The sequence below is a fragment of the Nannocystis bainbridge genome (genome assembly GCF_028368995.1).
Taxonomy (GTDB): domain Bacteria; phylum Myxococcota_A; class Polyangia; order Nannocystales; family Nannocystaceae; genus Nannocystis; species Nannocystis bainbridge.
This window is the reverse complement of record NZ_JAQNDL010000001.1, coordinates 1,084,004-1,108,197: the sequence shown is the minus strand read 5'-3', so window position 1 is coordinate 1,108,197 and position 24,194 is coordinate 1,084,004. Positions and strand designations below refer to the sequence as shown.

The window sequence follows — 24,194 nt, the reverse complement described above, 5'->3', positions numbered from 1 at the left end:
GCGGAAATCTTGTATGCGGCATACATCGCTACCTGGCTCTTTGGACAGAAAGCGTCGAAAAAGACCTGCGTGCCGACATGGAGAACCATGCTCTTCGGAGCGCGCAAGGATCACCGGTCGACCTCCACCTCGGTCCACTCTCCCCAGCCGCACGACGCGCGGCGCACAGGCCGCGAGGTCTTCTACGACCGGTGGGGCGCCCCTGCCGGGAGATCGCCGGGGAAATTCGAGAAAAACTTGCGAGATGATGGCAACATCCCCAGCGGCCATGCCTCAGGAGCTCAAGACCCTTCCGCGCTTCGCCACTTCCGAAGAGGTCGAGGCGGCGATGACCCAGGGAGCCGTCGAGGTGTTCAAGTCGCTCCCCAACGTCTATGTGCTCGCCGAGCAAGTGGCCGGTGCAGGCGGCATCGAAAAGCTTTCTCTCACCGACTGGGTTCGTGCTGGCCTCCTGCCGAAGCCCGAGGGCACAGGCGGGCGCGGCAACAGGTCGAGGTACCCCCTCTATGCCGTCACCTGCGCGCACTTCGTCAAAGGGCAGCGCGAGATGGGCTTCAGCCTCGCCGAGCTGCGGCCCCAGCTCATCGTCAAGTTCGGCAAGAAGGTCGTCGAGCTGCTGGCAGAGCCTCGCCAGTCCCGCAACGAGGCGAGGAAAAGCCGGCTGAGCGACGCCTGATCTCGAGCCGCGTCGGCGCTGCAACACGACCTCGCCGCGTGCCATCGTGTGCCGGGCACGCCCTGGAGGTGGCGAGCGAGCCATCAACAGCGGGTCTGCTCATGCTGAGCTCGGACGCTGCGTCGAGGACCGGTTCCGCGGATGGAGCTGGCAGGCCAAGTCCCCGGCCCAATTTACCCACCCGCCGGAGTTCGGGATCGATGCGATCGTCCTGTGCCCTCTGTTGGCCCCCTCCGCGAGGGGGCGGGAAGGTCTAGCTCATTCTTCACGGACGCCTCATCCGCCGCAATACGAGGCGCCGGCTCCAGGGTGAGCGGGCCCAGCCCAGCCTCTCCCGGCAGCTCTTCCACCGCGGAATTCCTCTTGGCGTGAATTTTCATGGGCTTCGAGATCAGCAGCCGGGCCAATGCGAGGAAGTGGGCCTCTTTTCGAAAATCATAGGGGGTGTACAGCTTCGAATAATGCCTAGACACCAGCAAATAGAGGACCGACAGAATGACGAGCGGATAGAACATCAAGAATCCCAGGAGCAGCGTCCGCTCGGCGGCCCCCATAACATCGAGGCGAGCGATAACCACCGAGCCAGGGGTCCCGTAGCCCAGAATGAAAACCACCTTGAGGAGACCAATCGGGCTCTTGGGGGTCGCGTTCGCCTTGCGAGCGAGTTGCAGGGTTTGCATCGGCACCATGCTTTAGCCCTAACACATCGATTCCGCAGGAGGAATTAAATTCCTCCTGTTCTGCCGCGAAGCATCATTCTGCCGCTCATGTGAAGCCGGTTACTAAAACGTCTCGTCGTCCAGCACAAACTGCGCGCAGATGCTGTCCGAGGGGATTGCCGAGCAAATAGCTTCATCTTCCGACGACGCAACGGAGTAGATTGAGTCCCGATCCACCGCACCAAGCAGGTAGCTCGGCCCTCCAACTGCGCAAGGGTGTAGGCTTCCTGTGCGGGGTCGTTCGAGCAAACGGATAGACCCGCTCGCCACTCACGCATGTGTCGACTCACTCACGGAAGGGGTCACCTCGCTGTCCCGCCGTCACGCGCGCGGCCTCTTGCAGTACGGCGCGCAAGGCGATGGCCGCGGCTGCAGGCGTCGAGGCCCGGACGACCGGGGTGGCGGGTCGTGATCACAGCGATCACGGCCTCGCGCGTGGACACGGATGGCCCGAGGTCGCGGTCCTCGGCGTAACGTTCGAGTAGCGCCAACACAGCGCCGAGGCCAGCAGCGGGGCCGAGCTCATCGGCGTGAGGACAAAGCCGGCCCGCGGCGGCGATCCTGCGTCGGTCGGCCTCAGCGTAGATCTTCGGGTTGGTCAGGCAGAAGGGGATGTGCAGGCCCCAGGTGGCGCGCAGGTCCTCGACGGGTCGGCGATCGGGCGCCGACCTGCGTCGCGTCGGTCGCGGCCGAGCTCCCGACGCGACGGGTGGCATCGCCGCGCGGAGGGTTTCTATGGCTCGCTCGCTCCGTTACCGTGGACCTCGCGCCATCGCGCATGCGTGCGCGCCGACTCGAGGGCCGCGCCGCCGCGGTCGAAGCATTCGACGCTGGCCGCGAACTGCTCGTCGATGGCGCTGCGCGGAGCCCCCGTGGCGGCGAGCGCCTGACCGCAGACGCGCCGGGCGAACCCCTCGCCGTAGATGCCGTCCACGGCGACCGCTTCGTCGATCGCAGCGCGCGCCAGGGCGAGTGCTGCGTCGGACCGCCCGGCGTTGAGCGCCACCTCGGCCTCCATCGCGGCGAACCAATCGGCGGTCGCTAGGTTGGGGCCGAGGCTGGCGGCCGTCTCACGCTGCCGGCTCAGGCTCTCGGCCGCCGCGGCATGGTCGCCGAGTCGGCTGTGGGCCAGCGCCTGGTACCCGTGGCTGAAATAACAATACATCCGGTCGCCCGAGGCGTCCGCGAGTTGCCAGGTCCGCTGGCTCTCGAGCAAAAGGCGCTGCATGTCGCCCGTGTGCACCGCGATCACTGCGAGGAACATGTGGCCGTAGATCTGGCCGGTGTTGTTGTGAGTCTCGACGGCCCGCGCGAGCGCTTCCTGGGCCAGCCGCTCGCCCTCCTGCGGACGACCCAGCGCGGCCTCGGCCAACCCGAGGAACACCACGGTCAGGATCCACTCGGTGAGGTCATCCCAACGCGACAGCGGCTCGATGACCCGACGAAACAGCGGGATCGCGTCCCGGAACTGGCCATTGACCACCAGGATCTTGCCGATATTCGTCGACGGCGCGACCAATAGTTCCTCATCTTGAAACTCCTGCGCGACCGGGAGCACCCGCTGAAAGCAGTCGATCGCCGCCGCGACTGCGTTCCCGCGCATCATGTACGAGAGCGCCTGGAACAGCAGGATCCGGGCGAGGCGCAGGCGGTCCTCCGCGAGCCCGCTGCGCGCGAACAGGTGGCCGACGCGCTCTTCAGCCCGCTTGAGGCGCGCCAGGTTGATGCCGGGATCGTCGGCGACATAGGACACCCGGGCGAGGCCGATCGTCAGATCGATGGCGGTCCGCTCGATCGTATCGTCCGGAGGCAGGTGCTCCAGCGCCTTCAGGGCCTCTTTGTAGTGGGTGCGGGCCTCCACATAGGCGTAATGGCGAGCGGCGGCGGCGCCGGAGCGGGCGAGGTAGTCCGCGGCTTTGGCCCAATGCTCGCCGAGCAGGAAGTGCCGGCCCACGATCGGATAGAACTCCGCCAGCCGGTCGGCGAACACGGCTTCCATGACGTCCCCGACCTTGCGGTGAAGCTCCTTGCGCCGCGGGCCGAGCAAGCTCTGATACGCCACCTCCTGCGTCAGCGCGTGCTTGAACATGTACTCGACCTCGGGCTGGCCCGAGCGCTCGCGGATCAGTCCCTCGCGCTCGAGCAGGTCGATGTCGGCCTCGAGGTGGTCGGTTGACGCCACTCTCGACAGCACCCGGTAGAGGAAGACGCGGCCGATGACGGAGGCCTGCTGGACGATCCAGCGGGTCTCCGGGTAGAGGCGATCGATGCGGGCCATCAGGACCCCGTGGAGCGTGTCCGGGATCGAGACCTGTTCGAGGAGATCGGAGGGGACCCAGGCGTCGCCGTCCGGCGCGCGCACCAGCGCCCCGCGCTCGACCAACATGCGCAGGACCTCCTCGATGAAGAACGGATTGCCCTCGGCCTTGAGCAGGACCGCCAGCCGGACCGGCTCGGGCAGCGTCGTCACTTGCAGCAGCTCCCGGACCATCGCGGCGCTTCCCTGCTCGCTGAGCGCCGCGAGCGGGAGGAGCGTGGAGCGCTCGGCGTAGCGGGCCCCGCCGACTTCCTGGAAGCTGCGCATGACCCCGTCGTGCGCGCCACGAAACACGCCGGTCACGATCACCGGGTGAGTCTCTACCAGCGGCAGGAGCGACTGGATCAGCTCGACGCTGGTTGTGTCGATCCAGTGCATGTCCTCGAAAACCAGGACGACTGGCCGCTCGACCGCCAGGTCGACCAGCCACTGGCGGACCAGCGCGAACAGGCGGCGGCGGCGGCCCTCGGCGGGCAGGGCGGCGAGCAGGGCCTCCTCCTCGGCGGTCGGATGCAGCGCCAGCATCGACGCGAACAACGCCTGGGCCTCGAGGTTCGCCGGGAAGAAGCGCTCGACGATGACGCGCAGGCGCTGGCGGGCCAGCTCCTCGCGGTCGTCGTCGCCGATGCCGGCGTAGCGGAGAAACAGGTCGAGGAACGGCCCGTAGGGCAACGAGCCGGTGTGGGGGAACGAGCGGCCCTCCAGCCAGCGCACCGCCGGCGGCAAGGCGGCGCGCCAGCGGGCCATCAGCCGCGACTTGCCGATGCCGGCCTCGCCGGTGACGACCAGGACGTGGCCGCTCCCGCTTTGGAGGCGCTCGGCGAGGGCGCCGAGGAGCGCCAGCTCGCGCTCGCGCTCGACGAAGACAGCGCGAAAGCCCGTCAGGCCGCGCGACTTGCTCGGTGTCAGCCGGGCGTGGTCGAGCTCGTAGACGACCAGAGGCTCGCGCTTGCCCTTGACCTGCAGCGGATCCAGGGCCACGAACGCGAACGAGTCCTGAGTCAGTCGATAGGTGTTGTGGCTGACCAGAATCTGTCCGGGCCGGGCGGCGCTCTCGAGCCGCGACGCAGTGTTGACAGTATCGCCCATGACTGTGTACGAGAGGCGCATGTCGGAGCCGATGTTGCCGGCGATGACCATTCCGGTGTTGATGCCGATGTGTAGGTTCAACGGCTGGCCGACCCGATCGCGCCAGCGGCGATTGAAAGCCTCGAGGCGCTCGCGCATCGACAGCGCGACCCGCAGTGCGCGGTCGGGGTCGTTCTCGTGGGCGATCGGCGCGCCGAACACGGCCATGACCGCGTCGCCGATGAACTTGTCGATGTATCCCTCGAACTCGTAGACCGCGCTGGCGAGCTCCTTGAGCACCGCGTGGGTGATCTCAGCGACCTCCTCGGCGTCGAGGCGCTCGCTGAGGTCGGTGAACCCGGACAGGTCCGCGAACAGCACCGTCACCTGCTTGCGCTCGCCGTCGATCCGGCCAAACGCGCGCATCTTGTCGGCCAGCTCGCGCGGCAGGTAACCTTGGAGCAGCTCAAGCATCCCGTCGCTGCGGCTCGCCTGCGCGGACCCCTGCAACTGGCTCTGGAGCGCCTCGATTTGGCTGCGCAGCGCGGCCACTGTGATGTCGACGACCGCGTCGCCGAGAGTCGAGCGCAGCGATTCCTGCGCTGAGATGGCGGCCTGACACTGACGAACCTGCTCCTCCAGCGCTGCCATGTGGACCTGCCTTGTCGACGAGAGAAGGGAGTGAGCATCCCACGTCCGTCACTCGAGGGCAATCGCGCGCCGGGCCGCGCTTGTGCAACACGAACGCCGGCCGCGCGGCTCGGCCGGTTTTGGCTGGTGCGCGGGCGAGGCGGTGGTGTTGGCCAGCACACGGGCTGTTGCCGACGCTGAGCGTCGGCAGGGCGGAGGTGTTGGCTGTCGTGCGCGGGCTGTTGCGCGGGCCGTTGCTCCGCGCGGGTGTCGGAGGAGCTCGAGTGAAGACGGCGGATGGGCGAGAAGACGGTCCGGGAGCACGAGGCGAATCGAGCTCCTACCGATGCCACCTCCTGGAGAGGCTCTTCGCGGAGCGCGGTTTCGTGGGAGGAGCTGCGCGCTCCGCCTCGAGGTTTGATAGTGGTCCATCGATTGGCGCGAAATCCATCGAAGCTTTGCTGTCGTCAGTCGGGAGCCCGTCCTCCTCAGGCAGCCGGCTCGCTCTTCCCGAGTGCCGGTCGACGCACTGCTGCCGTAGTGCCGCGTTCTCGATCTCGAGCCCCTTCTGGGTGTCGAGCAACGCAGCCTCGCGCACGGTCAGCTCGGCGAGCCGGCCGTGTAGTTCGGCGAGCTCGGTCTTGTGCTGGTCGGCAATTGCCTCGGCCCTCTGGCGAATCTCGGCGAATGTGGCCATGAGGATTTGCCGATCCTTGCCGTGGGCGCCGGCATCAGCCCTAATCTCGGCGAGCTGGGCATCGAGTCGCTCCACCGCGGCGGCGAATTCACGACGGAGCTCGGCATTCTCGAGGCTGAGCGCCTGGTGCTGAGCCGTAGCATCCTGAGCCGCTTGCTCCGCGGCGTCGTCGGCCCTCCGCTGGGCATCAGCTCGTTGCGCGCGTTCGTCCGTGAGCGCGAGTCTCGCGGCGGCGAGCTCCGCTTCGAGCTGGTTTGCTTTCGCCCTGGCCTCGCGGTCGGGTTCGACGCTCTCCGCCTCGACGGTCGGAGGGGACGCAGGCTCGACCGTGACCTCCCCGAATTTCTCGGCGGGGCCGGCCCACACCACCCGCGCGCCAGTCGAATCCACCTCGAGCAGCGCGATGGCCCAGGAGAGGGCGCCGAGCAGGTAGATGCGGTCGCCCAATCGCAGCTCGCCGAACACCGGGCCGGCGTGGATGTGCTCGAAGGCGCGGAGCTCGTCACCCACTGCGAGATCGAGCCGAACGTCGGGATCCGCGATGACTGTCGCCTCGCCGTCCACGACCTCGACGATCCGCGCAAGTCGATGCGGGCGCCCGCCCTGGCTGAGGCGGATAATGACGTTGTAGGTGCGGGATAGCGCTGCGTGGATGACGTGCGCGCGGCCTGCGGGATCGTGGACCGTCGACGTCCCGCGAGCATGTGGAGCTGTCTTCGAGGCCATCCAAAACTCGATCAAGGGGGACGGATCGGCATCCTCGAAGGAGACCGCGGCCTGCGCTTCCTGCTCGGAGTGGGATGGCGGGGTTCGACGCAGGCGCTGGAACAATCGCTCGGTCCCGTTCGCCAGGCGGTCGATGATGTCGGCGGGTACGTCCCGCGCGCCGGTGACGAATCGAAAGAGGCCCTGGTACAGGGTCCGCCACGTGGCGCCCGTCGTGTCGGCCAGGTTGAGGAGCAGGGTGCGCTCCAGCGCGTAGGACGGCTCTCGCGGGGTATAGGTCGCGGCTGGGCCCCGGGGGAGGGCGGCCGACTCCGGTGGCGCGTCGCGGTAACGGCCGAGCTTGGGTGGGGACAGACTCCAGCGCGAACGCGCGGGCGCCGGCTCGCTCTTCGACGGCGTCGTCACGGTGGCGACGAGCGGCGGCGTGGTCGCCGGCTCACGATCGATCGACGCAGGTTCGGACTCTCGCGCGGGTCGGACACCCGCGTGACGGGTGCGTGATGCGCCGGAGGTCCGTGTTCGCTGCTTGCCCCTGGATTCCTGCTCACGGCTCTCCGTGGCTCGCGCATCGCGGGCGTCGACCAGGAACAGCTCGATCCCGAGGCGGCCCGCGAGATCGAGCACCACGTCAAGCGGGAGCTGTTCGGGCGCTTCGCTTCGCTGCCTGGCGAATGTAGACGCTGTCGTGTCACTCCCCGCGACCAGTTCGTCCCAGCCCAGGCCGCCTCGCTCTCGCTCGCTGTCGAGGAAGGCGACCAGTTCGGCGGCGGTCCGTGCTGCCGCCGGCGCGACCCATGAGTCGAGCGGCTCCATGAGGCGCATCATGGTCCCGAGCCGCGGGCTGGACGATGAGCTCGTGAGCAGGCGGCGGAGGTTGCTCGGCCGCATCTCGGCCGCACGAGCCAGATCGGCCAGAGACAGGCCTCGTGCCTCGGCCCGGGCGCGGATTTCGCTGACCCACATACCCACGGTCATGCGATCCATAGTACGGCACGAGGGGGCGACGAGGCACGCCTTCGTGATGCTCGAGAGCGTCGGCCCTCTATCTGCTCCCGCTCACGGCCGTGATGCACTGAGCATGAGCATGAGCGCGGCGCTGATTCGAGAGCACACACCAACGTGAAGCGCTTCATGCTCGCATGCGCGCCATGATTCGAGGATGCACCCTTGAGCATCATGAAGCGCTACAATGATGCGGACCGAGGTTGAGATGGGGCAAAGATCTACGTATCGAGTATTCCGGGCGAGCGGCCAGGGCGCCGGAGCAACCGCGTTCGAGATTTCCGGTATCACGGGCGAGCAGATCGAGCAGCTTCGCACGCTGATCGAGCCAAATCTCAAGAGCGGTTTCGTCGCCGCCATCGACGACCAGATCGTCGCGCGCGGCCCCGAAGACCCGAGCACCGGGTCGGCACGGCTGGAATCGACTGTCTCGCTCCATGAGGAGACCTTCCGACGGGTCCACCAACTCACCGAGATGGCCGTCCAGCAGCACGAGTATTGCTGCGCGGAGCTGAAACGGATGCGCCGCGAGTACGAGGAAGATTTCGCGCAGGAGAGGGCTGTCCTGCGGACCCTGCGGCAACAGTGGCTTGAGCGGATCTGTGACGACAAGGTCCGGGGCGAGGACGCGCTGCGTTACGTCGCCGACGTGGTGCGCTCGGCGGCGAAGGCGGGTGAGCCGACTACGTGACCATCCTGCTCCCTGTTGACGAGACCTTCGTCGGGGAGGGCTTTGGTGCTGTGTTCGTGGATCGCTCGTCGCCTCGCGGCTTGCGCGGAGCTCTGCGACCGTGCGGCCACTTGAGCAGAAAACATTCGAATAGCGACGGCTCCCCGATGAGCGTTGAGCAGTAGCGACCCTGCCACCGACCGCGAGGGATACGCGCTCACCGAGGCCGGTGCGATGGGCCGGCACCCATCGTGGCGCCACCGAGCCAATCTCGCCTGGGCTAACCCAACGCGGATTGGATCGTGGCGCCACCGAGCCAATCTCGACCCAACGCGGATTGGTGATCGAGTCAGCGACGACATCCCGCCGGGACAGGCGGCCCATCGGTGACCTTGCGGGACCCGATCGTGCACCGATCGGGACCCTATCGGGACCGGATCGGGACCCTATCGGGACCGGATCGGGACCCTATCGGGACTTTTGTCGTGAGTTCGACCGGTGCGATATTGCGCCGCCGCATCGCGTTGGCCTCAAAATCGACGCTGCACCTTGCACGGCATCAGAACTTCAGCTTCTCTCATCGATTGAGCGGCTCGCTTTGGGGGCGTGCGAATCTGGTGACGGGGAAGCAATATTGGTCAGAGTGATTCCGAGCTGGCCGACCGAGAAATCATGACAGCGAGCGAATGAGGGAGCGGCTCGGAAGAGCCCAGCGCCTACGCGCGCCGCGCGAACAAGATCCGAGGATGGCCGCGGTGCCAGGGCATCATGGCCGAGGGAGTGGGTTGGGTGATGCGGGGAAGGGTCGAAGAACGCACGAGAGCATGTCTTGATGGACATGTCCGTGAGGACATGCCATCTGGCCCGGAGAAGAGCGTCGGGCGGAGTCTTCAGCGCGAAGAGATCGTGCTGACTGCGGCGCCCGAGCTGCCGCTGATCTTGAGGGTCGAGGACTTCGCGCGGCTCTTGGGCATCAGCCCCAAGGCCGTACGCAGCCGCGCGCTGCGAGGGCAGGTCCCGAAACCCTTCAAGAGCGGGAAAGCGCTTGCGTGGACGCGCGAGGCCGTGCTCTCTTGGGTGCGGGATTGCGCCCGGCCGGCAGGCCCGGCCATGAAGATCAAGACACGCCCGTACAACAGCGACCCCTCCCGTTTCCAGATCGACATCCGTTTCATGAACCCTTGCAAGGACAACGATGAGATCCGCCGGCGCATGGTCGCGCCCCCGGGGCTGGACGAGAGCCAGGCCCGACTCTGGGGCGAGCGCCAGGTGCCGGCGATCCTTCGAGAGCTTGTCGGGGCCGTGAGCGGAGGCGGCCCGGAAGCGGCTCAGACCCCGAAGGAGACCAGCCCTCCGCGCTCGTCACTGACGTTCGCGGACTTCTACGAGCAGCGCTTCGTACCCGAGTACGTGGAGCTGCAGAAGCTGGGCACGCAAGTCAGCTACGACGTCATCTACCGCCGCCATTTTCATCCCTTGCTCGGCGATGTCCCGCTCGCGGAGATCGACGAGGACCGCCTGTCCCAGCTCCGCGCGGCGCTGCTGAAGCGCGTCGCCCGTTCGACCGCGAACATGTTCCTGACGAAGCTGGGCAAGATCCTCCGTTTCGCGCGGAAGCTCCGCAAGCTCGAGGTCGTGCCCGAGGTCGAGAAGCTCAAGACGAGCAAGATCGACACGAAGACGGTGTACTCGGACGACGAGCTCGACCGGCTCCTCACGGCCGCGCGCGCGCTCGGGCCGGAGACCGAGCTGATGATCCTGCTCGCGCTCGACACGTGCCTGCGCGTGTCCGAGATCTGCGCGCTCGAGTGGACCGACGTCGACCTCAACGTCGGCACGATCAAGGTGCAGCACAACGTGTACCGCGGGCACAAGCAGACGCCGAAGGGCACGATCGGGACGGTCGCGCTGACGGCGGCGCTGCGGCGCGCGCTGGTCGAGCACAAGAAGCGCGAGCCGATCGGCCCGCTGGTCCTCTACCGCCGCAGCCAGTACACCGGCGGTGAGTGGGCGCCGCACAACCCGCGCTCGATCGAGTACATGCTCAAGCAGGCGCAGCGTAGCGCTGGCCTGCTCACGAACGGCCCTCACCTGCTCCGTCATACGGGGCTCACGCGCCTGGCGAACCTGGGCGCGAGCGTCTACGTCGTGCAGGCCGTCGCCCGCCACGCGCGGATCACGACCACGCAGGCGTACCTGCACACCCAGCAGTCGGAGCTGTCCCGGAAGGGGGCGGCGCTCCTCGACACCGCGGCGAACCAGGTGGTTGGCAACGCGGTGGCAAAATTGGCAAAACCTCGCAAGAAATAGCGCGTAGGCCAGGTTTGCTGGCCATGCGTGAGTTGGAGAGGAACTCCCCCTGGGCGTCGGGGGCGTCCTGCAGGCTGGTGAAGCCGCCGAAGCCGTAGGAGACGAAGCCGGCGACGATCGCGTTGGCGGCGACGTCCTTGATCGCGGCCGCGAACTCGGTGTTCTTGGCGACGAGCTCGGCGTAGCCGACCGGGTCGGGGTGGATGCGCTCGTGGGTGTGCGACCAGAGGTCGGGCTCGTTGTCGAGCGAGAACAGCACGCGGGCGCGCTCGGGGTAAAAGGCGTCGGGGAATTTGGCCTGCAGCCAGGCGACGAACTCGTCCTGATAGACGGCGTGGTCGCTGGCGTCGGGCTCGTTGTCGAAGGCGCCGTCCTTGCGGGCGATGGTCGGGTGGAACCGCGTCTCGAGGTAGTTGGGGGATTGATTGACGTCGCCGCCGCCGTCCTTGTCGGCGGCGACGTGGCCGCAGATCGGGACGGTGACGAGCATGTCGGCGCCGGCGTCGAGGGCCGCGGCGGTGGCGGCCCGCACGACCTCGCCGGGGATGTCGCCGTCGACGCCGAGCTGCGAGGCGAGGTAGTCGTCGTTCTGGTGCTCGTAATCGGCGCCGGCGTTGCTGGCGTTGTTCTCCCAGTTGTACGCGGTCATACGATTGCCGCCCTGGCGCACCAGGCCGAGGCCGCGGTTGGTGGTGGCGAGGTCGTCGTATTGATTGGTGCCGTAGATCCACGGCGAGATCGGGTGACGATCGGTGTCGGCGCGGATCGTGAACGTGACGTCGCCGCGGCCGGGGTCGCCCGGCTCGACCAGCGGGCCGGGATCGGGGCCGGTGGTGGTGGTCGTTTCGGTGGTCGTGCTCTCGGTGGTCGTGCCGGCGGTGGTCGTGCCATCGGTGGTCGGATCGCCGCCGGGCCCGGCGGTGGTCGGACCGTCGGTCTCGCTGCCGGTCGGGTCGCCGGTCGGGTCGCCGGGCGCGGACATGAAGGGGGGCGTGAGGGCGGTCGTGGTGCCGGGATCCTCGGTGCAAGCGGCGAGCAGCGCGAGCGGAGCGGCGACTAAACGAAAGCGAAGTTGCATGGCTGCCAGGGTAGCCGAGGGCGCGAGCGCTCAGGCTGTCCTCGAGGACATGTCGAAGGATCGCATACGAGAGTTCGCGCGGGCAGATGCAGCGAACGGGGCTCGACGGCGCACGCGGACGCGAGCGTTCGCGGCAACGAGCGGCCGTCGGTCGGGCTCGCTGCGAGCGGGCATCGTCGATGCGTGCTTGCGAGTTCGTGAGCGTGGACGACTGACAACGAGCGCGACGCATCGGCTTCGAGCGGGCGGGCTCGAGTTCGCCAGCGCAGACGTCTCCGCGAAGCAGCGAAGCGTATCGTCCTGCGTAAAGCGCGCTGTTGCGCCGAGACGATCGGTCAAGTAGAACCGAGCCCGTGAGCCGAGGCGACGCGCGCGACCGTCTGATCCAGGCGGCCATCGACCTGATCTGGACCTCCAGCTACGGGGCCGTCAGCGTCGACGCCATCTGCGAGCGCGCGCAGGTGCGCAAGGGCAGCTTCTACCACTTCTTCGCCAGCAAGGACGACCTGGTGGTGACGGCCCTGGACACCCACTGGAGCACCCGCCGGCCCGTGCTCGACGAGATCTTCTCGGCCTCGCGCCCGCCGCTGCAGCGGCTGCAGCGGTACTTCGCCCACCTCGGCGAGCGCCAGGGCGAGGTCCGCGAGCGGTACGGGCGGGTCCTGGGCTGCTTCCACCACGCGATCGGCAGCGAGTGCCTGCAGAAGCCGACGGCCGTGGCCGCCAAGGCGCAGGAGCTGAGCCTGGCGCTGCGGCGCTACCTCGAGACGGCGCTGCGCGACGCCCAGGCCGAGGGCTCGCTGCCCGCGAGCGACCCGGTGGCGTCGGCCAAGAGCCTGTTCGCGTTCGTGACCGGGGCGCTGACCCAGGCCCGCGTCCACGACGACCTCGAGCTGCTGCGCCAGGTGCCCCGCACCGGCTGGCTGGCGCTCGGCATGGCGGGCCCGCCCGAGTCAGCGGCCTGAGCTCGTGTCGGGCGCGATCCGACGCGCGTTTTTGCGCTCTCGAACTTGACTAAACAGTCATCTCCTCCGACTCCCTCCCACCCCTGCTCAGCCCGGTAATCGCTCATGTGGATCGTCCGTCTCGCGCTGCGCCGCCCGTACACGTTCGTGGTGATGGCCCTGCTGCTGCTGCTGTCGGGCATCTGGGTGGTCCGGCAGACGCCCACCGACGTGCTGCCCGATGTCGACATCCCGGTGATCAGCGTGGTGTGGACGTACACCGGCCTGCCGGCGCAGCAGATCGAGCAGCAGGTCACGCTGTTCAGCGAGCAGTCGCTGGCGGGCAACGTCGCCGACATCCAGAGCATCCAGAGCGACAGCTTCGACGGGGTGTCGGTGATCCGGCTGTTCCTGCAGCCGGGCGCCGACGTGGCGTCGGCGATGGCGCAGGCGACCGCGGCGTCGCAGACGATCGTGCGCCGCATGCCGCCCGGCATCGTGCCGCCGATCATCCTCCGCTACACGGCCTCGAGCGTGCCGATCCTGCAGCTGGCGTTCTCGAGCGACACGCTGTCGGAGGCCGAGATCTTCGATCACGTCAACCAGCGGGTGCGGACGATGCTCAGCGTGGTCCGCGGCACTCGCTTCCCGCTGCCCGCGGGCGGCAAGCTGCGCCAGATCACGGTCGACCTCGACCCCGCGGCCCTGCGCGCCCACGGCGTGTCGCCGGCGGAGGTCAGCCAGACGATCGCGGCGCAGAACCTGACCCTTCCGACAGGTGCGGCCAAGATCGCCGAACGCGAGTACCGCATCAGCCTCAACAGCAGCCCCGAGGCGATCGCGGCGCTCAACGAGATCCCGCTGACCGGCGCGGCCGGCCGGCAGCTGTTCGTCCGCGACGTCGCCCACGTGCACGACGGCTACGCGGTCCAGACCAACATCGCCCGCCGCGACGGCCGCCGCTCGGTGGTCCTCAGCGTGATGAAGACGGGCGACGCGTCGACCACGGAGGTGGCCGAGCGCGTCAAGGCGCTGGTGCCGACGATCCGCGCGGCCGCGCCGGAGGGCCTCGAGGTCGAGCTGCTGTCCGACCAGTCGACGTTCGTGACGCGGGCGATCGACGGGCTGCTGGTCGAGGGCGTGATCGCCATGGTGCTGACGGCGGCGATGATCCTGCTGTTCCTCGGCAGCGTGCGCGCGACGATCCTGGTGGCGATCAACATCCCGCTGGCGGTGATCATCTCGCTGCTGTGCCTGCGGGCGCTGGGCATGACGATCAACGTGATGACGCTCGGCGGGCTGGCGCTGGCGGTCGGGATCCTGGTCGACGACGCGACGGTCGAGATCGAGAACATCCACCGCAACCTGGCGATGGGCAAGCGGCTGACGCGGGCGATCCTCGACGGGGCGCAGCAGATCGCGGTGCCGGCGTTCGTGGCGTCGCTGTGCATCAGCATCGTGTTCGTGTCGGTGGTGTTCCTCGAGGGCCCGGCCCGCTTCATCTTCCTGCCGATGGGCATGGCGGTGGCGTTCGCGGTGATGGCGTCGTACCTGCTGTCGCGCACGCTGGTGCCGACGCTGGCGCAGCACCTGCTGGCCGAGCACGACGACCACGCGCCCGGGCGCGGGCTGTTCGCGCGCGTCCACCACGGCTTCGAGGCCGGCTTCGAGGCGCTGCGGGCCCGCTACGTCGGGCTGCTGGCGTGGGCGCTCGGCCGCCCGCGCACGATCGCGGGGCTGTTCGCGCTGGTGGTGGCGGCGACGGTGGCGCTGGCGCCGTTCGTCGGCCGCGATTTCTTCCCGCAGGTCGACGCGGGCCAGGTGCGCCTGCACGTGACGGCCCCGCCGGGGACGCGCATCGAGGAGACCGAGCGGTGGTTCTCGCGGGTCGAGGACCGCATCCGCGAGCTGGTGCCGGCCGACCAGCGCGAGAGCATCCTCGACTTCATCGGCATGCCGAGCGGCTACACGCTGGCGATCACCGACAGCAGCAACGTCGGCTCGTCCGACGGCGAGATCCTGGTGACGCTGGCCCACGACCGCACGCTGAAGACCGCCGACATCGTCCGCGCGCTGCGCGAGCAGCTGCCGCGCGAATTCCCCGAGCTGTCGTTCTATTTCCAGCCGGCCGACATAGTCACGCAGATCCTGAACTTCGGCCTGCCGTCGCCGATCGACGTCCAGATCTCGGGGGCCCAGCGCGACGCGACGCTGGCGGCCGCGCGCTCGCTCGAGGCGGAGCTGCGCGCGGTGCCGGGGGTGGTCGACGTGCACCTGCACCAGATCGTGGCGGCGCCGCGGCTGCACGTGGAGGTCGACCGCCAGCGAGCGCACGAGGCCGGGCTCAGCGAGCGCGACGTGGCCGCCAACTTGCTGCTGATGGTGTCGTCGTCGACGCAGGTGAGCCCGACGTTCTGGACCGACCCAAAGTCGAACTTCGCCTATCCGGTGGCGATCCAGGTGCCGGAGCACCGGGTCGACTCGCTGGCGGCGCTGCAGGGGCTGTCGCTGCCGACGGCGGCGGGCGAGCAGAAGCTGCTGGTCGACGTGGCCGAGTTCCGCCGCGCGACCACGCCGGTGTTCGTCAGCCACATGAACGTGCAGCCGACCTACAACGTGCGCGCGGACGTGCAGGACTCGGACCTCGGGTCGGCGGTGGCGCAGCTCGAGGCGATCGTGCAGCGCCACCGCGAGGCGCTGCCGCCGGGGGCGACGATCACGGTGCGCGGCCAGGCCGAGAGCATGCAGGTCGGGTTCGCCCGCCTCGGGGTCGGGCTCGGGTTCGCGGCGCTGCTGGTCTACGCGCTGATGGTGATCAACTTCCAGTCGTGGAAGCTGCCGTTCATCATCCTGATGGCGCTGCCGGGGGCGGCGGTCGGGATCGTGTTCACGCTGTTCGCGACCGGGACGACCTTCAGCATCCCGTCGCTGATGGGCGCGGTGATGAGCATCGGCGTGGCCACGGCCAACTCGATCCTGGTGGTGTCGTTCGCCAACGAGCTGCGGCCGCAAGGCATGTCGGCGGCCGAGGCGGCGCTGACGGCCGGCAGCGTGCGCCTGCGCCCGGTGCTGATGACGGCGGCGGCGATGTTCATCGGCATGCTGCCGATGTCGCTCGGGCTCGGCGAAGGCGGCGAACAAAACGCGGCGCTCGGCCGCGCAGTGATGGGCGGGCTGGCCGGGGCGACGCTGGCGACGCTGGGCTTCGTGCCGGTGGTCTACAGCGTGCTGGCGAAGCGCTGGCGCGCGCCGGCGCTCGACCCCGACCTGGTCGAGCCGGGTGATTTGCAGGCGGAGGAGAACGCATGACGACGTTGCAGTCTGGCAGGCCAGGGTGGCCGGTAATGGCGATGATCGCGGCGGTGCTGGCCGGCGCGGTGGTGGTCGGCGTCGGGCCGCGGCTCGAGCAGCGCGACGCGCGAGCGCAGACGCTGGCCCAGGCGACCGGGCCGAAGCGAGTCCGCGTGGCGTCGGTCCGCGCCGGCGACGAGGCGCACGAGCTGACGCTGCCGGCGAGCTCGACGCCGATCCGGCAGTCGACGCTCTACAGCAAGTCGACGGGGTTCGTGCGCCGCTACCTGGTGGAGCTCGGGGACTCGGTGAAGGCCGGGCAGGTGCTGGCGGAGATCGAGGCGCCGGAGACGGACGAGGAGATCCGGCTGGCCCGCGCGCGGCTGACGGAGGCGCGCGCGAACGTGGGGATCCACCAGACGACGTCGGACCGCACGCGCACGCTGGCAGGCAGCGGGGCGGTGTCGCGGCAAGAAGCGGACGACGCGCTGGCGCTGGCGAACTCGGCGGACGCGCTGGTGGCGACGCGCAAGGCGGACCTGAAGCGGTTGCAGGCGCTGCGCGGGTACCAGCAGATCGTGGCGCCGTTCGACGGGGTGGTGACGCGACGCCTGGTCGACTCGGGGGCGCTGGTAGGACCGGCAGCGGCCGGCGGGGCGCCGCTGTACGAGCTGGCCGATGTTTCGAAGCTGCGGGTGCTGGTCGATGTGCCCGACAGCCACGCGGCCGATGTGAGGATCGGGAACCCGGCGGAGCTGTTCTCGCCGCGCGACCCGGCCCGCACGGTGAAAGGGGTGGTGACGCGCACGAGCGGGGTGCTCGAGACGCGGACGCGGACGCTGCGCGTGGAGATCGAGGTGCCCGGCGACGAGGCGGTGCTGCCAGGCTCGTTCGTGTACGCGCGCCTGCAGGTGCCGCGCGCGCGACCGGTGCCGACGATCCCGGCGAGCGCGCTGGTGGTCCGCAAGGAGGGGACGCTGGTGGCGAAGGTGGCCGAAGGCGCAGTGACGCTGGTGCCAGTGAAGCTGGGCCGCGATTTCGGCAAGGAGATCGAGGTGCTCGAAGGCGTGGCCGCGGGCGACGAGGTGGTGCTGCAGCCGCCCGATACGCTCGAGAGCGGGCAAGCCGTCGAGGTCGTGCCGACGGTCGGGTGAGATGCCTCGAAGGGCATGTCCGAAGGGTCATGTTCAAATCGCCATGTGTCGACGACTCGACGGGCGCTGTCGAGCACGTCGGGCGGAGCGAGGCGAAGGATCCGCCCCCGTCTTTGCTGTGAGCCGGGTATAGAGACCGGCGATGCATGTCCGCCACCCCGCATTCGGCGTCGCGTCCCCCACCGTCTCGGAGATTCGGGCGCGCTGTGACCTGGACGCGCGCCGGCTGTGGGACGCTGCGGGGTCGCTCGCGGGCTGGCGGGTGGCGCAGGAGGAGGCGCTCGCCGCTGCGCCGTACGGCGGGCCGCACCCCGAGGCGGGAGCCATCGAGCCCGGTGACCTTGCGCGTGCGATCGTCGCGTTGCACCCCGAGCTGCTCGGTCCGACCGTCTCGGGTGCGCCCCTGGACCGCGCTCACGCGATCTGGCGCCAGAGGATCGCCGGGGCGAGCGACCTGCCGCTGACTTACAGCTGGGGGCGTCGCTGGGCGGCCCACGAGGCGGCCGGCGCGTCTGTGGATGCCGGGGTGCTGCTGCGCAGCCTGCCGGACCGCACGCTATGGACGCTGTCGGCCCTCGACCCGCGGTGCGCCGAGGGATTGATGACGGCCCGTGAGACGTACTGCGCGCTGTTCGACCAACTCGGCGCGCGGGGGCACGTCGGGGTCGCCGTGGAGCCGGCCTGGCTCGAGCGGGAGCCGGACGCCGTCTGGCGCGAGCGCCTCGTCGACGGGCCGGGGTTCGCCATCATCGGCGAGGCGTGTTCGGGGCGACGCGCGCTGATCCGGCAGCTTCGCCGCCTCGCGCCGCAGACGCGCGGGGTGAACGTCGACAACTGGCACGGCGGGGGCTTGCCCGATCTGCGGTACCGCGCCCGACCCGACGCCGTGCCCGCCTCGATCGCGCCGGGCCTCGTGTGCGCGTGGACCCGTGTGCCGGACGACCCGCAGCTGCTGCGCTACGCCGCGGAGATGGCCCTCGATCCGGACGCCGCGTTCCAGCTGATCCTCGTCACGACCGGGGCAGCGTGGGCACGGCTGCGCGAGGTGGCGCCGGACCTCGCGCGCTGGCGGGTCGTGCCGATGCCGCCGCTGACCGACGACGAGCTCCTGCCGATCTGGCTGTGCCAGCGCCCCTACGTCGAGGATGTGCTCGGCGAGCGGATCGACCTGGGCCGCCTCCTGCCGCTGGCGCCGGACCGGCTGCGCCGCTTGCTCGCGAGGATCGATCCGCACGACCTCACCATCCCTGAGCACGGCCACGCGGTGCGGCTCCGCGAGGGGCTGGCGGAGCTGCTCTGCGAGCGGTCGCGGGCGACGAGGCGCCAGCTCCGGGAACACCCCGCGCTCGCGGCGGTGGACGCCGGGCTCTCGGGGGACGGCTCGCGCTGACCACGGCGTCGCCGACACACTCGGCGTCGATGATATGGCTCGAGGTACATGTCTGAAGAGACATGTTTTTGGCGGACCGCGAGCGAGCGTTTCCCGGCCATTCCGAGGCAGAGTGCCTCGGTGCCGAGTGGAACGAGATGTCTTTCGCGCTTTGAATGTCTGAAGAGACATGGCCGTTTAGCCATGTCTAGAGGGTCATGTTCAGCAGTTGTCGCCGAGCGTGCCGTTGGGGCCGCCGGTCGGCGGGAGCTGGAGGAGGTTGCCGTTGAAACAGCCGGGCTTCTCCTCCTCCTCGGTGGTGGCGGGGGCGGTGGTCTCGACCTCCGCGGTGCCGCCGCTGGTGGTGCTGTCGTCCTCGCCGCCGGTCGAGTCGTCGCCGGTGTCGTCGACCTTCTTGTCGCTGTCGGGGTCGTCGCAGGCGACGGTGGCGGTGAGGGAGAGGGCGATGAGCAGGGCTGAGAAGATCTTGGACATGACGCGGGTCTCCGTGACGTCGCGCGAGCAGCGGCTCGCGCGGCGCGATCGAGCTGGGTAGAGGGGCGGACCGCACGAGCGGCCCGGCGATGGGGACGGACGAGGGCCGCGCTCGCAGACGGGCGCGGCCGTCGCGGCGAGGCACGCCCTGGGCGCGTACTCGGTCAGCGGGACGAAATAGGTTAGGGGACGAGCCGCGGCGCACGTGGGCGCGCGCGGCTCGGTGGCGCGCCGGTCATCATCGTGGCGCGGCGGTCGGTGGCGTCAGAGGCTGGCCCGGAGGACAGGTCCCAAAGGACTTGTGCATATCGACGTCCAGTGAGACCGGGCCGCCCGAGCCGGAGTTTTCGCGGTGCAGCGAACTGGAAGCGCGTGCAGGGAGCGGCCGCCTGTGGCAGGATACGTAGCTATGGAGCACCGCACCCGAACAGTCGCGCAAAACGAACAATGCACCGTGCAGCAGTGCACGTGCGGGATGCTGCACGTGAGCGTCGGGTCGGTCACGGTGCGCATGCGTCCGGCCGCGGCGGCCGGGCTGCGCGACGCGATGGCAGCGGCGCTGCAGAAGATCGAGGCCGACGAGCGGGCCCCGCGAGTGACGGCGCGCGGCGAGGAGCTGCCCTCGTGACAGCCGCGGCGGGTCGCGGGCGAGGACCTGCGTTCGTGATGCCCGCGGCGGGTCGCGGGCGAGGGTCTCGCGCCGCGACGCTGCCGCCGGCCCCGCGATCGCGCCGCGGCCCGGGGCTGCATGTACAAGCCGCGGGCTCGAACTCGCGCTGCAGCGGCGGCCTGCAGGCGAATTGGGGCGAAAAGGGGGCTCGTCACGGCTGTGGGGCGGTCCAGGAATTCGAGTAGAGTGGGCCCCGGTAGCCCGCCATGAGCGAAGAGCAGCCTGTCGTCGACCGCAGCCCCAAGGCGAGGATCGGGAACGTCTTCGCCGACGAGTTCAAGATCCTCCAGCACCTCGCGCGCGGCGACGTGGCCGACACGTTCCTGGCCGAGTTCATCGATCCGCCGACGCCGGTGTGGATCAAGATCGTGCGCCAGGAGTTCTCGCAGGACCGCGCGCAGGCCGAGCGGCTGCTGCACGAGGCGCGGGACGCGGCGGCGGTGCTGCACGTCAACGTGCTCGAGGTGCTCGACGCCGACATCGCCCCCGAGGGCGACGTCTACGTGGTGACCGAGGCGTTCGCGGGCGAGGACCTCGGGCTGCTGCTGCGCCGCAGCGGGCGGCAGCCGTGGCCGCGCGTGCGGGCGATCGCGCTGCAGATCGCGGAGGGCCTGCAGGCGGCGCACGCGGCCGGGGTGATCCACCGCGCGATCAAGCCCGGCAACGTGATCGTCGGCGAGGACGACCACGTCAAGGTGGCCGACTTCGGGATGGTCGCGGTCGAGGCGGTGACGCAGGACCGCGAGGCGGGCACGGTGGTGCTCGGCGACGCGGTCCACTTCATCGCGCCGGAGCAGGCGCTCGGCGAGGCGGTCGACCAGCGCAGCGACATCTATTCGCTCGGGGTGTTGATGTACACGCTGCTGAGCGGGCGCGTGCCGTTCTTCGGCCGGCCGACGCAGGTGACGATGCAGCACAAGTTCGCGGCCGCGGCGGCGCTCGGCAGCGTGGCGCCCGAGGCCGAGATCCCGCCGCTGGTGGAGTCGCTGGTGCTGAAGGCGATGTCGAAGCGCCGCGAGGACCGGTTCCAGGACATGGGCGCGCTGGTGGCCGCGCTGCAGCAGATCGACGAGGACGGGGCGCGCGAGGGCGACGCCAGGGCCAAGGCGGCGGCGCGCGGCAAGCAGCAGCCGACCACCGACAGCGCGATGTTCTATTCGCTCGAGGCGCTGCAGACGGCGCTCGGGCAGACGGCGGAGCCGCGGGCGCAGATCGACATCCTGCACAAGATGCAGAAGGCGCTGACGCAATTGGCGGGCGGCGCGGGCGGCAAGGAGGGCCAGGCCTGGCAGCAGTGGATCGCGCAGGGCCTCGACTACGCGTATTACAACCTGGCGGCCCAGCACCTCGCGGCCGAGCAGTGGCAGGAGCTGGTCCAGGCGTACCGCGAGCACGCGGAGCGGACTGGCGACCGCGCGCTGAAGACCGGGCTGTACGGGGCGATGGGCTACGTGCTCGACAAGTCGCTCGGCGAAATCCCGGGGGCGATCGCGGCCTATCGGGCGATGATCCAGCTCGACCCGACGTCGCAGGACGCCGTGCTGGCGCTGGCGCGGCTGTACGAGCGCGGGCAGCAGTGGGACGCGGCGGTGCAGACGCTCGACCACTTCCTGTCGCTGTGCGCCGACCCGGGCCTGCGCACCGAAGAACTGACGCACGTCGGCAAGCTGCTGCACGAGAAGCTGGTGGCCTCGGAGCGGGCCGAGCTGTACCTGCGCGGGGCGCTCGAGCACACGCCCGGGCACGTGCCGGCGCTGACGCTGCTGGCCGACATGTACCGCGGTCGCAAGGACTGGCGCGAGCTGGCGGCGGTGTGCGAGGCGCTGCTGACCCACGCGACCAGCTACTACGAGCGGGTCGAGTTCGGCATCGAGGCCGCGTTCCTCCATTATCGCCAGCTCGGCGACGTCGCCAAGGCGACCGAGATCTTCGCCCGCGTGATCGAGCTCGACCCCGAGAACGTGCGCGTCGGCACCGTGCTTTCGAAGATCTACTACGAGGCCGGCAACTACGTCGGCGCCGCGCCGATCTACGAGATGCTGGTGCGCAAGGCCCCGGGCGCGCCGATCAGCGTCAAGGCCCACGTCGAGCTGTGCCTGCGCGCGGCCCGGGTCGAGCGCCTGCTCGGCCGCTCGACCCGGGCGCTCAAGCTGTTCAAGAAGGCGCTCGACCTCGAGCCCGGCAACTGGACGGCGATGCTCGGCCGCGCCGACCTGACCTTCGAGGCAGGCGAGTGGGAGGCGGCGTTCGGCTACTACGATCAATTGCTGGCGGCGCCCGCCAAGGAGAAGACCGACAAGGTGTCGGCGGCGATCCACGTGCGCCTGGCCGAGGTGTGCAAGCGGCGCGGTCAGACGCAAAAGGCGCCGGGTTACCTGCGCAAGGCGCTCGAGCTCGACGCCAACAACTGGCAGGCGCTCGAGGCGACGCTCGAGCACCAGCTGGCCGCGGAGGACTGGCAGGGCGCGCTCAACACCCGCCGGGCGATGATCAACAGCGCGGGCGACGACGGCGTCAAGTTCGAGCTGTTCGTCGCCAGCGGCAAGCTGTTCAATGGCCGCCTGCGCGACCCGCAGAAGGCCGTGATCGCGTTCCAGCGCGCGCTCGAGCTGCGGCCGCGCGACCTGGTGGTGCTGCACCTCCTGCTCGACACGTTCACCGAGCGCAAGATGTGGCAGGAGGCCGTCGGCGTGCTCGACCGGATCGTCGAGGTCGAGCCCGACGCGGCCCGCCGGGCCCGCTTCCACTACACGGCGGCGGTGCTGCTGCGCGACAACCTGGCCCAGGTCGACGCCGCGCTGGCGCGGCTGGACCGCGTGCTCGACGACGATCCGGGCCAGCTCAAGGCGTTCCAGGCGATCGACAAGCTGCTGACGCAGCGCAAGGAGTGGAAGGGCCTCGATCGCGCCTACCGCAAGATGATCAACCGCCTGCCGCCCGACGGCGAGACGCCGCTGCGGACGATGCTGTGGACCAACCTGGCCGAGATCTACCGCACCCGCCTGGGCGACTTCCGGGCCGCGGCCAAGGCGTTCGAGGTCGCGGCGGCGCTCGACCCGGGCAACGTCGACCGCTGGCAGATCCTGGTCGAGCTGTACGAGGCGCTGGTCCGCAACAACAACGCGCGCGAGTTCGGCGAGCCGCTGATCCGCGCCCACTTCACGCTGCTGCGCCTGGAGCCGCACCGCTACGTCAGCTATCACCGGCTGTTCGACATCTACGTGGCCCGCCGCGAGCTCGACAAGGCGTTCTGCGTCGCCCGCACGCTGGTGTTCCTCAAGCAGGCGACCGCGCAGGAGACGACGCTCTACCACCGCTACCCGCAGCCGGAGTTCCGCCGGATCAAGCAGCGGCTCGGCGAGGAGCTGCTGCGTCGCTGTGTGTTCCACGCCGACGAGGACGCCGGGGTCGGCGCGGTGCTCGGGCTGCTGGCGCCGGTGCTGGCCGGCTGGCGGCCGAAGATGCTGCCGTACCCGCTGCGCCCGTCCGACCGCGTCGACCCCGAAGACGACGGCTCGCTGGTCAGCAAGAGCTTCGTCTACGTGACTTCGGTCTACGGCCTGCCGCAGCCCGACCTGTACTTTCGGCCAGACGAGCCCGGCGACGCGGCGGTGCTGAACGTCGAGCGCGGCGGCAGCGTGCGGCCGACGATCATCGCCCTGGCCGGGGCGCTGGCCGAGAAGTCGGAGAACAACCTGGCGTTCATGCTCGGCCGCCACGCGCTCGACCTGTACCCGCCGCACTACGCGTTCATGATCATCGACCGCTCGCCCGAGAACCTCAAGGACGTGCTGATGGCGAGCATGCACGTGTGCAAGGTCGGGGCGCCGGAGCTGTCCGGCGGGGCGCAGGCGCTGGCGCGCGAGGTGACGAAGCACCTGCCGGCGGCGGCGATCGAGCGGTTGACGGCGGCGCTGCAGCGGCTGGTCAAGGGCGGCGAGGTCGACGTCAAGCGCTGGGCCCGGGCGGCCGAGCTGGCGAGCTACCGCGCGGGGTTCGTGTTCTGCAACGACCTCGCCACCGCGGCCCACGCGATCGGGCAGGAGCAGCGGGTGTTCGGCTCGCTGCTGGCGCCCAAGGAGGCGCTGCGCGAGCTGGTGGTCTACAGCGTCAGCGAGGAGTACTTCGAGGTCCGCCGCGGCCTCGGGCTGCACGTCGCGTGAGGCCGCGCGGGCGAGGACGGCCGCGCGGCCATTGTCGTGAGGCGGGCCCGCCTCGCGATCGCGCCGGCGAATGGCACGAGGGCGACGCTCGCACGATCACGCGCCGCACCTGCAGCCAAACGCGGCGCGGCGCCGGTGCGAGGGCCCGCTGGCGCGGGGGCGCGCTTGCCGGCCCGTGCGAAGGGTGATAGGACCGCTCGATGATGCGAGCGAAG

The 24,194-nt window shown here is 69.6% G+C and carries 13 protein-coding genes and 1 pseudogene; 9 read left to right on the top strand and 5 right to left on the bottom strand.

Annotation, left to right across the window (positions count from 1 at the left end):
• Positions 1 to 268 precede the first annotated feature (268 nt).
• Positions 269 to 676 (top strand): MerR family transcriptional regulator, encoded by a 408-nt coding sequence (locus POL25_RS04415; protein ID WP_272084572.1) that lies wholly within the window; start codon positions 269 to 271, stop codon positions 674 to 676.
• 173 nt (positions 677 to 849) lie between these two features.
• Here POL25_RS04415 and POL25_RS04410 read toward each other — a convergent pair whose 3' ends face one another.
• The 3 genes from POL25_RS04410 to POL25_RS04400 all read right to left on the bottom strand — a co-directional run bounded on the left by POL25_RS04410 (position 850) and on the right by POL25_RS04400 (position 7,808).
• Positions 850 to 1,356, bottom strand: a complete 507-nt coding sequence (locus tag POL25_RS04410) for a hypothetical protein (protein WP_272084571.1) — start codon at positions 1,354 to 1,356, stop codon at positions 850 to 852.
• Positions 1,357 to 2,128: 772 nt separating this feature from the next.
• Positions 2,129 to 5,431, bottom strand: a complete 3,303-nt coding sequence (locus tag POL25_RS04405) for an ATP-binding protein (protein ID WP_272084570.1) — start codon at positions 5,429 to 5,431, stop codon at positions 2,129 to 2,131.
• A gap of 319 nt (positions 5,432 to 5,750) precedes the next feature.
• A complete protein-coding gene (locus POL25_RS04400) occupies positions 5,751 to 7,808 on the bottom strand; it encodes a hypothetical protein (protein WP_272084569.1) in 2,058 nt (685 codons plus the stop codon).
• A 214-nt stretch (positions 7,809 to 8,022) separates the two neighbouring features.
• On the opposite strand from POL25_RS04400, the gene POL25_RS04395 reads away from it, so the two are divergent.
• Both POL25_RS04395 and POL25_RS04390 read left to right on the top strand, forming a co-directional pair.
• Entirely contained in the window at positions 8,023 to 8,526 is a 504-nt protein-coding gene (locus POL25_RS04395) for a hypothetical protein (protein ID WP_272084568.1), read from the top strand.
• A 747-nt stretch (positions 8,527 to 9,273) separates the two neighbouring features.
• Positions 9,274 to 10,656 (top strand): annotated as a pseudogene (locus POL25_RS04390) (tyrosine-type recombinase/integrase); the annotation flags it as partial.
• Between the two features lie 25 nt (positions 10,657 to 10,681).
• Here the strand turns inward: POL25_RS04390 and POL25_RS44150 are convergent.
• Complete coding sequence (locus POL25_RS44150) at positions 10,682 to 11,893, bottom strand: glycoside hydrolase family 44 protein (protein WP_308477889.1); 1,212 nt, start codon at positions 11,891 to 11,893, stop codon at positions 10,682 to 10,684.
• Between the two features lie 353 nt (positions 11,894 to 12,246).
• Between POL25_RS44150 and POL25_RS04380 the strand changes: the two genes are divergently transcribed.
• From POL25_RS04380 to POL25_RS04365, 4 genes are all read left to right on the top strand, one after another.
• Positions 12,247 to 12,858: a TetR/AcrR family transcriptional regulator gene (locus POL25_RS04380; RefSeq protein WP_272084566.1), complete on the top strand. Its 612-nt coding sequence runs from the start codon at positions 12,247 to 12,249 to the stop codon at positions 12,856 to 12,858.
• Between the two features lie 105 nt (positions 12,859 to 12,963).
• Positions 12,964 to 16,146 carry an efflux RND transporter permease subunit gene (locus POL25_RS04375; protein WP_272084565.1) on the top strand — a complete coding sequence of 1,061 codons (3,183 nt, stop codon included), beginning with the start codon at positions 12,964 to 12,966 and terminating at the stop codon, positions 16,144 to 16,146.
• On the top strand, positions 16,143 to 17,282 hold the full coding sequence (locus POL25_RS04370; protein WP_272084564.1) for an efflux RND transporter periplasmic adaptor subunit: 1,140 nt from the start codon (positions 16,143 to 16,145) through the stop codon (positions 17,280 to 17,282). The genes POL25_RS04375 and POL25_RS04370 overlap by 4 nt, the downstream gene beginning before the upstream one ends.
• A 142-nt stretch (positions 17,283 to 17,424) precedes the next feature.
• Positions 17,425 to 18,672: a hypothetical protein gene (locus tag POL25_RS04365; RefSeq protein ID WP_272084563.1), complete on the top strand. Its 1,248-nt coding sequence runs from the start codon at positions 17,425 to 17,427 to the stop codon at positions 18,670 to 18,672.
• A gap of 201 nt (positions 18,673 to 18,873) precedes the next feature.
• On the opposite strand, the gene POL25_RS04360 is transcribed toward POL25_RS04365, so the two are convergent.
• Positions 18,874 to 19,146, bottom strand: a complete 273-nt coding sequence (locus POL25_RS04360) for a hypothetical protein (protein ID WP_272084562.1) — start codon at positions 19,144 to 19,146, stop codon at positions 18,874 to 18,876.
• A gap of 454 nt (positions 19,147 to 19,600) precedes the next feature.
• Between POL25_RS04360 and POL25_RS04355 the strand changes: the two genes are divergently transcribed.
• Together POL25_RS04355 and POL25_RS04350 are read left to right on the top strand one after the other, a co-directional pair.
• Entirely contained in the window at positions 19,601 to 19,774 is a 174-nt protein-coding gene (locus POL25_RS04355; protein ID WP_272084561.1) for a hypothetical protein, read from the top strand.
• Positions 19,775 to 20,022: 248 nt separating this feature from the next.
• The gene (locus POL25_RS04350; RefSeq protein WP_272084560.1) at positions 20,023 to 23,979 is read left to right on the top strand and encodes a serine/threonine-protein kinase; all 3,957 of its coding nucleotides are present in this window, start codon (positions 20,023 to 20,025) and stop codon (positions 23,977 to 23,979) included.
• The last annotated feature ends 215 nt before the right edge of the window (positions 23,980 to 24,194 follow it).